Source organism: Wohlfahrtiimonas larvae (assembly GCF_002006755.1).
In the GTDB taxonomy this organism is placed as follows: domain Bacteria; phylum Pseudomonadota; class Gammaproteobacteria; order Cardiobacteriales; family Wohlfahrtiimonadaceae; genus Wohlfahrtiimonas; species Wohlfahrtiimonas larvae.
This window is the reverse complement of the sequence record NZ_MVDO01000087.1, coordinates 1-10,797: the sequence shown is the minus strand read 5'-3', so window position 1 is coordinate 10,797 and position 10,797 is coordinate 1. Positions and strand designations below refer to the sequence as shown.

11 protein-coding genes are annotated in these 10,797 nt (G+C 35.0%); all 11 read left to right on the top strand.

The annotated features are described in order from the left end of the window. The first annotated feature begins 212 nt into the window (after nucleotides 1-212). Nucleotides 213-1,820, top strand: a complete 1,608-nt coding sequence (locus tag BZK14_RS05625; RefSeq protein WP_077925581.1) for a type I restriction-modification system subunit M — start codon at nucleotides 213-215, stop codon at nucleotides 1,818-1,820. Continuing rightward, entirely contained in the window at nucleotides 1,813-3,087 is a 1,275-nt protein-coding gene (locus BZK14_RS05620) for a restriction endonuclease subunit S (RefSeq protein ID WP_245831182.1), read from the top strand. Before BZK14_RS05625 ends, BZK14_RS05620 begins: the two co-directional genes overlap by 8 nt. 75 nt (nucleotides 3,088-3,162) lie before the next feature. Beyond that, nucleotides 3,163-3,840: a restriction endonuclease gene (locus BZK14_RS05615; RefSeq protein WP_077925579.1), complete on the top strand. Its 678-nt coding sequence runs from the start codon at nucleotides 3,163-3,165 to the stop codon at nucleotides 3,838-3,840. A 15-nt stretch (nucleotides 3,841-3,855) separates the two neighbouring features. Further along, on the top strand, nucleotides 3,856-4,320 hold the full coding sequence (locus BZK14_RS05610; protein ID WP_077925578.1) for a hypothetical protein: 465 nt from the start codon (nucleotides 3,856-3,858) through the stop codon (nucleotides 4,318-4,320). Nucleotides 4,321-4,401: 81 nt separating this feature from the next. After that, nucleotides 4,402-4,863 (top strand): hypothetical protein, encoded by a 462-nt coding sequence (locus BZK14_RS05605; protein WP_143691366.1) that lies wholly within the window; start codon nucleotides 4,402-4,404, stop codon nucleotides 4,861-4,863. Nucleotides 4,864-4,879: 16 nt separating this feature from the next. Beyond that, nucleotides 4,880-7,963, top strand: a complete 3,084-nt coding sequence (locus tag BZK14_RS05600; protein WP_077925576.1) for a type I restriction endonuclease subunit R, EcoR124 family — start codon at nucleotides 4,880-4,882, stop codon at nucleotides 7,961-7,963. Beyond that, nucleotides 7,963-8,181, top strand: coding sequence for a DUF6500 family protein (locus BZK14_RS05595; protein WP_077925575.1), 219 nt, complete (start codon nucleotides 7,963-7,965; stop codon nucleotides 8,179-8,181). The genes BZK14_RS05600 and BZK14_RS05595 overlap by 1 nt, the downstream gene beginning before the upstream one ends. A 124-nt stretch (nucleotides 8,182-8,305) precedes the next feature. After that, nucleotides 8,306-8,947: a carbonic anhydrase family protein gene (locus BZK14_RS05590; protein ID WP_077925574.1), complete on the top strand. Its 642-nt coding sequence runs from the start codon at nucleotides 8,306-8,308 to the stop codon at nucleotides 8,945-8,947. 81 nt (nucleotides 8,948-9,028) lie between these two features. Beyond that, on the top strand, nucleotides 9,029-9,769 hold the full coding sequence (locus BZK14_RS05585) for a hypothetical protein (RefSeq protein WP_077925573.1): 741 nt from the start codon (nucleotides 9,029-9,031) through the stop codon (nucleotides 9,767-9,769). Between the two features lie 212 nt (nucleotides 9,770-9,981). Beyond that, complete coding sequence (locus tag BZK14_RS05580; RefSeq protein WP_077925582.1) at nucleotides 9,982-10,308, top strand: DUF3870 domain-containing protein; 327 nt, start codon at nucleotides 9,982-9,984, stop codon at nucleotides 10,306-10,308. 132 nt (nucleotides 10,309-10,440) lie between these two features. Beyond that, a partial coding sequence (locus tag BZK14_RS05575; protein ID WP_143691365.1) for a DUF819 family protein occupies nucleotides 10,441-10,797 on the top strand: 357 nt, incomplete at its 3' end.

Here is a 10,797-nt window from a genome sequence, read left to right as displayed (position 1 = left end):
GTAGTATCACTGTTATTTCCCCTCTTATAATATTATTATTTTATGCAGTTTTTAATATGAAAGAGTTTAACTTCTTTAGCAATTATTGATTGGTTAGCATATAAACTTTAAATCATCATAAAGATTGGTTTTATACTTAGTAATTGCCTATGACATCTATTAAATCTGCTAGAATCCTTTCCCATATTAATGAACACAATGATGGATTGATTATGTCAGAGCAAAACTCTAAATCTTTATACAGCGCATTATGGGCATCTGCCGATATTTTGCGGTCAAAAATGGATGCCAATGAATATAAGAACTATTTATTAGGCATTATTTTTTATAAATATTTATCCGATAAAATGCTCCATTATGCAGTGGATCAATTAGAAGAAAAGGCTGAAAATCTAACGCAAGCACAGGCAATTTATGCAGAGGCTTATCATGATCCTGAGATTCATGAAGATTTAAAAGATGCCTTGAAAGATGAGTTTTCCTATGTGATCGAACCACAATATACATTTACGCAGTTGATCAATGAGGTACACAGCCAATCTTTTCAATTAGAAAGTTTACAGCAGGGTTTTCGTAATATAGAGCAATCAGCCGATGCTTTTGCCAATTTGTTTCAAGACATAGATCTTTATTCTCGTAAATTGGGCTCAACACCACAAAAGCAAAATGAAACTATTTCAGGCATTATGAAGGAATTAGCAGAAATTGATTTTGCAGGGCATTCGGGTGATATTTTGGGCGATGCTTATGAATATATGATCGGGCAATTTGCCTCAGATTCAGGGAAAAAAGCAGGGGAATTCTATACGCCACAGCCTGTTGCAGAACTCATGACTAAAATCGTGATTCATGGTAAAGAGGATCAAAAAGGCTTCAGCGTATATGACCCAACAATGGGCTCAGGTTCTTTGATGTTGAATATTAAAAAAGAAACAACTGAACCAAATACTGTTCAATATTTTGGGCAGGAGATCAATACATCTACTTATAACTTAGCGCGCATGAATTTGATGCTCCATGGTGTGCCAATTGCTAACCAATATTTGAATAATGCGGATACATTAGATGATGACTGGCCAACAGAAGAGCCAACAAACTTTGATGGCGTTTTGATGAATCCGCCATATTCAGCAGATTGGAGTGCCGCAAAAGGCTTTTTGGATGATGTGCGTTTTGCGCCTTATGGCGTACTTGCACCGAAGTCGAAAGCAGACTTTGCTTTTTTGTTACATGGTTTTTATCATCTAAAATCTAATGGCACAATGGCGATTGTTTTACCGCATGGCGTTCTGTTTCGTGGTGGTGCTGAAGAGAAAATTCGTAAAATTTTGTTAGAAAATGGTCATATTTATGCGGTGATTGGCTTACCCTCCAACATCTTTTTTAATACATCCATTCCGACAACGATCATCGTTTTGAAAAAGGATTATGATAAGCGAGATGTTTTGTTCATTGATGCATCTAGCGAATTTGACAAGGTTCGCACGCAGAATATTTTGACAGAAGCAAATATTGCTAAGATTTTGGATGTTTACGTCAATCGTAAAACGATGGATAAATATAGCTATGTGGCAAGCTTTGAAGAGATTGAGGAAAATGAGTTTAACCTCAATATTCCGCGTTATGTGGATACATTTGAAGCTGAACCTGAAATTCCGCTGGCGGATATTTCAGCGAATATGATCAGCGTGAATGCGGAATTAAAAACAGCAGAAGAAGAGTTATTTGCAATGCTTGGCGAATTGGTTGGCACAACTAATGAAGCCAATGATGAACTCGAAGCCTTTAAAGCAATCCTTAAAGGTGATCACAATGGCTAAAACAGAAACCCATATCCCAAAACTCCGTTTTTCAGGATTTTCTGATCCTTGGCAAAAGAAAAAATTGAGTGAAATATCTTCTCGTGTTCAAGAAAAAAATAAGGATAATCAGGTCACTGAAACATTTACTAATTCTGCTGAGCGAGGAATTATTAATCAAAGAGATTTCTTTGATAAAGATATTTCTAATGAAGCAAATTTAGATAACTATTACGTTGTCCAAGATAATGATTTTGTATATAACCCAAGAATATCGAATTTTGCACCTGTTGGACCAATTAAACGTAATAAATTAGGTCGTACAGGAGTTATGTCACCTTTATATTCTGTTTTCCGTCCTAATTCACATATTATTAATTTTGATTTTTTAGAACATTATTTCTCTACAACTAATTGGCACAAATTCATGTTTACTCATGGTGATCAAGGTGCTAGATCAGATCGTTTTGCTATTGGAATGGCAACTTTCCAAAAAATGCCAATTTGTGTTCCTGAATTAAAAGAACAAACTAAAATCGGGAATTTCTTCCAAAAAATCGATCAAGTAATCGAATTGCAACAAAAAGCATTGGAAACAGCGCAAAACTATAAAAAAGCTATGTTGCAAAAGATGTTCCCACAAAAAGGCGAGAAAGTGCCAAAAGTGCGCTTTGATGGATTTAATGGGGATTGGGACAAGTTTAACTTTTTAGATACAATCGAAGATATCATTGATTTTAGAGGCAGAACTCCATTAAAAATAGGGCTAGGTTGGTCTGATGATAATAATGGTTATTTAGCATTATCAGCACTTAATGTAAAACAAGGTTATATTGATTTTGATGTTGATGCACATTATGGCAATGATGAGTTATATCAAAAATGGATGAATGGCAAAGAGTTAAGAAAAGGGCAAGTTTTATTCACAACAGAAGCTCCTATGGGAAATGTTGCTCAAGTGCCAGATAATAGAGGATATATTTTAAGCCAACGAACAATAGCATTTATCACTAAAGAATTGATAATTACAGATGATTTTTTAGCATGTTTATTGCGCTCTCATCAAGTAGTTAAAGAATTACAAGCTTTGGCAAGTGGTGGTACAGCAACAGGAGTGAGCCAGCGATCATTATCTAGGTTGAAAATTCAAATACCCAAAAAAATAGAAGAACAGCAGAAGATTGGGGCATTTTTTCAGAAGTTGGATCAGCAAATAGCGCAGCATGAAAAGAAATTAGAAAGCTATCAAAGCTTGAAAAAGGCGATGTTGCAAAGAATGTTTGTATAATTTTTTACGCTGTATTGATTCGGGGGAATGAATACAGAATTTAAGTTGTAATTGTATAAGAAGGAAGTTAGTTAGATGTTATCAATTTTTAAGAAGAAAACAAAAGAGCAAAATGTAGAAGTAGTTGAAGCGGTCAATACAGTGAATTTGGCAGAATTATTAACGTTTGATCAAGAAGGCAATGAAGTTCTCTCTTTAATCAAAACTCTGAATGATACTAGCGAAAATACTGCAAAAGCTAAAAAAGATAAATCCACAGCTTTAAATGAAATTGCCAAGTTAATCTTGGAAAAAATGGGATATTACGCAGAGATTACTGATGGCATGAATGATGGTGGTATTGATGTGATCGGTTATAAAGGCAATGTTCGTGAAATAGGCGTGCAATGTAAAGCTTGGAATCCTAAAGGTTGCAATAGCCGAATTAATAATAAAGATGTGAATGCATTTAAAGGCTCATTATCTAGTAAAAATTGTCAAATGGGTTTATTCATCACAACACATTATTTTGATGATTTTGCGCTGAAAGAAGCAAATGAAAACCTTATCTTAATTGATCGTAAATATTTACTAGAAATATTAACGAATTATTTTCCAAATGCAGTGAGCAATTATTTATATCATCAAGATTTGGGTACACAAGATGCATGCCCAAATTGTTCGAATGGAAAAATTATTAAAATCTATCGTGATGCTAAACCTAGCTTCGATTGGTGTGAATCGTGCCGGGAAGTTCCAAGATATAAAGCATAAAAAGGAAATAGATTAATGACGATGTTAACAATCATCATTGCAATCATAAGCTTAATTGGATTGTGGTTATTTATTATTGGCTTTAATAGACATTGTATACAAAAGTTTGGGTATCGTTTTTTTACTATGCCGATTGTGATTACTTTGGGTGTGACAGGTGGATTGTTTTTATTGGGTATGCATTGGTATTCATTATCCGCAGCGACCGATAAATCAGGTTATGAATTGATGGGGATTTTTTTTAATCAAGGCACATTGAGTTCTGTTGTTTTGATCGCATTTTCGATCACCATTTATCTTGCCATAGCAATTTATAATTTTGTTAAAACCAATTGGGTTTATGGCTTAATTGGCACAATCGTTCAATTTGGATTATTAACAGTCTTTGCATATTTTGGCATCATTTTATTGGCTGTGTATTTTGTTGCTTCTGCATTGGCAACTTCACCAAGAGTCATGAGAGATATGTATCAGAATTAATCCTATGTAATTTAAATCAGTTAGTTTGTAAAATATTAAAATAATGTATATCTAAAATAGAAAATATAAAGGAGTATGGAAGTGACGGTATTGATTGTTGTCGGGATCATTGTGGCATTGGTGATTTTAGCTGGTGTTATTATGTTTTTTAATGAGCATTGTGAAGATAAGTTTGATCATGCATTTTTCACTAAACCAATGCTTATTATCCTCGGCATTGCAGGTGGTTTATTTATTTGGGGTGTGAGTTGGTATAACTCTTCTATTGTGAATGCTAAAGGATATGAATTATTTGGCATAATATTCACTTCAGAAACCTTGAATGGCATTGTATTAGTGATCATTGCTCTTTTAATTTATTTAGGTGTCGCAATATATAACTTTGTTGTTACCAATTGGATTTATGGGTTTTTTGGCACATTAGTTCAGTTTAGTCTTCTATCTATTATTGCATATTTTGGGGTTATTTTAGTCGTAGGGTATTTTGCGATAATGTTTATGTTAACAATTTTTGCAAGCGCAGATAATAGATCACATTATTAATATTAAAAGGAGAGTTGTGGTTAAATTTACGAAAGAAGCAAAGCTCGAAGAAGATTTGATTAATCAGTTAATTTCTGGGGAATCTCAATGGATTTATCGTGAGGATTTACGCACAGAAGCGGATTTGTGGACGAATCTTAAACAAATTTTAGAGCGCAATAATCGTGCAGCACTGAAAGATAAAATGCTGACAGCACAAGAATTTAACCAAGTCAAAGCACAGCTTACTTTCCCGAATTTCTATGAAGCTGCCAAATGGCTATCTGGGGAAAATGGCATCGCAAAAGTGCAAGTGCAAAGAGAAGATGCAAGCCTCGGCACAATTCGCTTGAATGTGATCAATCGTGCGGATATTGCGGGTGGTACAACGGTTTATGAAGTGATCAATCAATTCACAAGTTCCCAAGAACAAAGCAGAGAAAGACGATTTGATGTCACAATGCTCATCAATGGTTTGCCGATGATCCATGTGGAATTGAAAAACCGCCAACACCCATATATGGATGCTTTCCGTCAGATTAGAAAGTATTTACAAGAAGATAAATTTAAAGGTATATTTTCATCGACACAGATGTTTGTGGTGAGCAATGGTACAGATACACGCTATATTGCATCGAGCGGATATAAACAGATTAATGAGAAATTTCTGAGTAAATGGGTGGATGCGAATAATCAACCTGTGACGGATTATCTAGCCTTTGCGAAAAATGTATTATCCATTCCACAAGCACACAGAATGGTGACACAATATTCTATTACAGATCGTGATAAAGAAGCGTTGATACTGTTGCGTCCTTATCAAATTCACGCGATAGAAGCTGTGAAAGAAGCTTCTAAACAGCAATTATCTGGCTTTGTTTGGCATACAACAGGCTCAGGCAAAACATTAACATCCTATAAAGTGGCATCTAATTTATTGCAAATTCCATCCATTGATAAAACTATTTTCATTGTGGATCGTGTGGATCTGGATCAGCAAACTACAAGTTCATTTGCATCGTATGCGGAGTTTGACCCAATTTCCATTGATGAAACGGACAATGTGAATGACTTGGTGAAGCGTTTAGCGAGTGATGACCGTACTGTGATTGTGACAACGATCCAAAAGCTGAATCACTTAATGAAGCGTATGTCAGAAGATGCAACAGAACGATTAACTAAAACGTATGAAAAAATTAAAAAACTAAAAGTTGCATTTATTGTGGATGAGTGCCATCGAGCTGTAACGCCACAAAAGAAAAAAGAGTTGGATCAAATCTTTCGTTATGCAATGTGGTATGGCTTTACAGGCACGCCAATTTTTGGTGAATTGAAAAAACATACAACAACTGCCATGATGTATAGTAGCCCACAAAATCGACCAACAGAAGAGAATCCAAAACGTTCATGTTTGCATCAATATACGGTGAAGGAAGCGATTAATGATGCAGCTGTTTTAGGGTTTCAAATTGAATATAAAAATCCATTACAAGAAGATATGATGGATGACATTATTCGTCATTATCATCCTATGAAAAATATTGATGGCTTATCTCTGATAGATAAAGAAAAGCTGATCCCAAAGGATGTTTATGATAGTAAAGAGCATCGTTTAAAGGTGATCGATTCTATTGTGAATCAATCTCGCAATAAACTTGGGTTTTCAACAGAAAGTGGCGTTGGTAAAGCTTATGGTGCAATGCTCACAGTGCCAAGTATTGCCATTGCTCAGGAGTATTATGATCTATTTCAAAGTGTGATTGAGGGCAATGAAACGGTTACGGTGAGTGAGCGCACAAAGGCAATTTTGCCTGACTTTCCAAAAGTTGCGATTACTTATTCTCTCTCTGAAAATGAAGAAAGTTCAGTGGATAACCAAATGAAAATGGCGGCATCTATTGTTGATTATAATGCAATGTATGGTACAAGTTACTCATTGGAAAATATGCGGGCATATAATCAAAATGTGAATGCTCGCTTGGCTCGTAAAAGTGAGCGTTATCAGAATAGGGCAGAGCAAATTGATCTGATCATTGTAGTGGATCGTTTATTAACAGGATTTGATGCACCTTGTATTTCAACATTATTTATTGATCGCCCGCCAATGAGCGCACCTAATATTATTCAAGCATTTTCTCGTACAAATCGATTATTTGATCATAATAAAAAATTTGGACAAATTGTGACTTTCCAAACGCCATTGGTATTTACAGAAGCCGTCAATGATGCGCTATTTTTATATTCCAATGGTGGTGAGAACTTTATTTTAGCACCAAGTTATGAAGAAGCAGCGGAAAATTTAGCAGAAGCATTCGCAGCATTGAAAAATATCGCCGCAAATCCTGAAGTTATTGATGATCTATTGGTGGAAGAGAAACGAGTATTTGCTAAAGCTTTCCAAGAGTTAGATAAAGCTATGACTGCAATAAAAGCTTATTATGAATTTCAGCCTGAAATGCTTGCTGAGATTTTTGGTATTCATAATGATGAGTTGGAAGAATATCACGGCAAATATAAAAATATATTAGAAGAGTTACGTGTAGTTAGCAGTGAGAATCTTGATATAGAGCCATTAGATATTGAATATGATTTGCAAACGCATCATAGTGACGAAATTAACTATCATTACATATTAGCTTTAATTCAACGCTTTTTACCATTAGAAACTAAAGCTGCGGAATTTCAATTTGAAAATAATATAAAATCACAAGAGGTGACGGATTATATTGAACGCTTGAGCATTGATAATGCCAAACTTGCAAGTTTAATGGCACAATTATGGCAAGATATTCAAAAAGACCCTAATACATATCGTGGTAAAAATATTAATGAATTACTGAATGATATGATCACGAGTACGATTGATCATTTAGTGAAAAATTTTGCACAAAAATGGGCTGTTCAAGAGGATGAGTTGAGATTTATTGTAGATAACTATAATCCCAGCAAAGTGGATGAAGCACAAATTGGTGAAGATGATTTAAGAAAAACAAGCAATTTTGATCAATATAAATCTAGCACTGAACATCCTGTGAGCAAGCTTAAATACAATAAAGCGGTGAAAGAAGCTTATACGCAAATGATTGTGGAAGATGTATTGCCATTGAGAGTAAAAAATTAATGAGAGATTCACTCAAACAACGATTCATCGCAGGTTGTGATGAGAAAACTGAAAAGAAAGGCGACAATGTTGGTTTGTCTTTCTACGCATTTTTTAAAAATAAAAATGATGATCCTGAATTATTGATGGAAGCTGCCACTTGGTGGATCAAAACACACAAGCTCGATCACTTTGAGAAAGCCGTGAAAATCAAGCAACTGATCTTAAATGATATGTAATTTATCAGTGTTAATTTCGTAAAGCTGTCTATACAGGTTTTGGATTAATATTTTTCATTATCGCCATTTTTGGAAAAATCGGAGTAGATTGTTTAACTATTTACCATCATTTGGAAGTTAAACAATGAGATTACATAACATCGAAGATCAGAAGTCTTTAACACCAGAATTGGCGCTAGATTTCTTGAAAGAAGGCAATAAGCGTTTTGTGGCAAACTTAAAAGCACACAGCAACTTGCTCGAACAAGTGAACGAAACCAAAGAAGGGCAGTTTCCTTTTGCGATCATTTTGAGTTGTATTGATAGCCGAACATCTGCTGAATTGATCTTTGACCAAGGTTTGGGTGATATTTTTAGTACACGCATTGCGGGTAATGTATTGAATGAAGATATCATTGGTTCAATGGAATTTGCATGTAAATTGGCAGGTTCTAAATTGATTATGGTGTTAGGGCATTCTCATTGTGGTGCGATTACAGGCGCTTGTCATGGTGCTGAATTAGGGCATTTAACTAACTTGCTAGCCAAAATTCAACCCTCTATTAAACAGGTTAAAGCTCATAATCAAGATTTAGACATTAGATCTAAAGAAGCTGTAGATATGGTGGCGTTCCATAACGTTGAATATACAATTGATCATATTTTAGAAAAAAGTACAGTTTTAAAAGATATGTATGAAAATGGTGAGATTGGCATCGTGGGTGCTTTCTATAAAGTAGAAACGGGCGAAGTAGATTTTGTGAAAGAGATGTTTATAAAGAAATAAGATTAAAATATTTTTATATAAGTCTTTAATAATAATGCATTAAAGGCTTTTTTATTGTCCTAAATACTCATGGAGAGTGTGATGAACAAATATGCAATTTTAGGATTAATGTTAGTAATGCCATTGGCAACTGCCAAAACAGATGTGATGAAAGAAGCTTATAAAGAGTATTCTGAATCTGAGATGTGCTACTTTGCCAAGAAAGAAACAGAAAGCGGTACAAGCCAATATTGCGTATCGTTGCATGCCAATGAAGCTGTGCCAAATGAAGAAAAGGAAGGGCATTACAAAACCTACTATTTAGCTGTGGGCGATAATTTTGAAGATGCACATGTTTTGCAAGGCAATATTGGTTTAATCATTGAAGATAATGGCGAGGGCTTTGAGAGCAATGTGATCGCGCAAGAGCTATTTATCGACGCAGGTTCTTCAGGTTATGCACCAACGGATTATAAATTTCATAAAATTGGCTTCAATAGCTATGGTTTTGTGACAGAAACAGGTTATACAGGGCAAGGCGTTTCTCAAGGTGGCATTATGGTTGTGGGTGATCAGAATGGCAAAATTTTTGATTCATATATCCCTACTTTCTATGATGATAGTGAGCATTATGCAGGTGGAGATCATGCAGATCTGAGTGATATTATTGAGGGAAGCTATGAATTTATCCCGAATGATCAAAAGAAAATGTATGACATTAAAATCACATTGAATGGCCATTATTTGGGTGCTGAATATAAAGATCAGTCCTTCATCATGACATTTGATGAGCAAATGCAGCAATACAATATTCCTGCGGAATATCCTTTGAAGCCGTTATAAAGTAATTTATATGATTGAATGTTGTTGGCTTGTAGGTTTTAAACTGAGTGTTTATCTAATATTTCATGATGTTAAGTGTATATGTATTAGATAAGAATAAGAGAAATGTAAATTCTACTTGTTGATTAAAACATTGAATGCTATATTCCAAGGAAATTAGCTTAGATATAAGTTAATTATTGGATACAACATTTCACCAAGAAGGCTTCATTATGCATTTTGAGGATACAACTATCTATATTGTTGGGGATGCGAAATCACCGCAGAACAACCCAATCATGGAAGTGTATAAAGCCTTTTTTGTCGGAATCGTTGTGGATAGGAAAACTGCCATCATTGTCGATGTCGAATGCTCTGCAACTTTAGGTTTAACCAATAGCTTTGTGAAAAGTCTATTGATTGGTAAAAATGTATTGAGCCCTGATGTCATTGATTGCATTAACACGCGTTATTTTGGATCCTCGCAAAAAGCATTTGGTGTTGCATTGAAAGATGCGCAAAAGAAATACCAGCAAATAATGCAAAGCGAATCTAAGTAACTTTTTGAGCAGCTTTATTTATACTGAATAAATAAAATCCGGCCAAAATCAGATGCTTCAAGTCTTTTTGATTTGAATCATTGGGTTTTGGCCGTTTTTTTTATAAAAAATAAAGGTTATTAGGAGGAAATTATGATTGAAAATGGCTTTTCTTATGTTGCAGTTCTGGTGTGTTTAGCCGCTGCAATGACTGCATTACAGCAGTTTACGCATCAGCGTAAAATACTAACATTTGTGCCTGCAATTGTTTTGGTTTACGTGGTGGCAGCAGTGATGAATACCGCAGGTTTGTTTGCCAATAATGCTGAAATTAGTGGTGCATATTCATCCGTGCGCGGAGCATTATTACCAGCGATGTTGGTATTGATGTTATTGAAGTGTGATGTACGTAGCATCATCAAATTGGGTCCTCGCATGTTGTTAGCATTCTCATGTGCAGTTGTGAGTATATTTGTTGCATTTGTCGTGGTTTATGTAGCACTACAAGGC

What these genes read in the sequence shown, in the direction of transcription:
- BZK14_RS05610 (WP_077925578.1), top strand. Translation starts at nt 3,856, where the DNA reads ATGACGATGTTAACAATCATCATTGCAATCATAAGCTTAATTGGATTG.
- BZK14_RS05615 (WP_077925579.1), top strand. Translation starts at nt 3,163, where the DNA reads ATGTTATCAATTTTTAAGAAGAAAACAAAAGAGCAAAATGTAGAAGTA.
- BZK14_RS05585 (WP_077925573.1), top strand. Translation starts at nt 9,029, where the DNA reads ATGAACAAATATGCAATTTTAGGATTAATGTTAGTAATGCCATTGGCA.
- BZK14_RS05595 (WP_077925575.1), top strand. Translation starts at nt 7,963, where the DNA reads ATGAGAGATTCACTCAAACAACGATTCATCGCAGGTTGTGATGAGAAA.
- BZK14_RS05625 (WP_077925581.1), top strand. Translation starts at nt 213, where the DNA reads ATGTCAGAGCAAAACTCTAAATCTTTATACAGCGCATTATGGGCATCT.
- BZK14_RS05580 (WP_077925582.1), top strand. Translation starts at nt 9,982, where the DNA reads ATGCATTTTGAGGATACAACTATCTATATTGTTGGGGATGCGAAATCA.
- BZK14_RS05590 (WP_077925574.1), top strand. Translation starts at nt 8,306, where the DNA reads ATGAGATTACATAACATCGAAGATCAGAAGTCTTTAACACCAGAATTG.
- BZK14_RS05620 (WP_245831182.1), top strand. Translation starts at nt 1,813, where the DNA reads ATGGCTAAAACAGAAACCCATATCCCAAAACTCCGTTTTTCAGGATTT.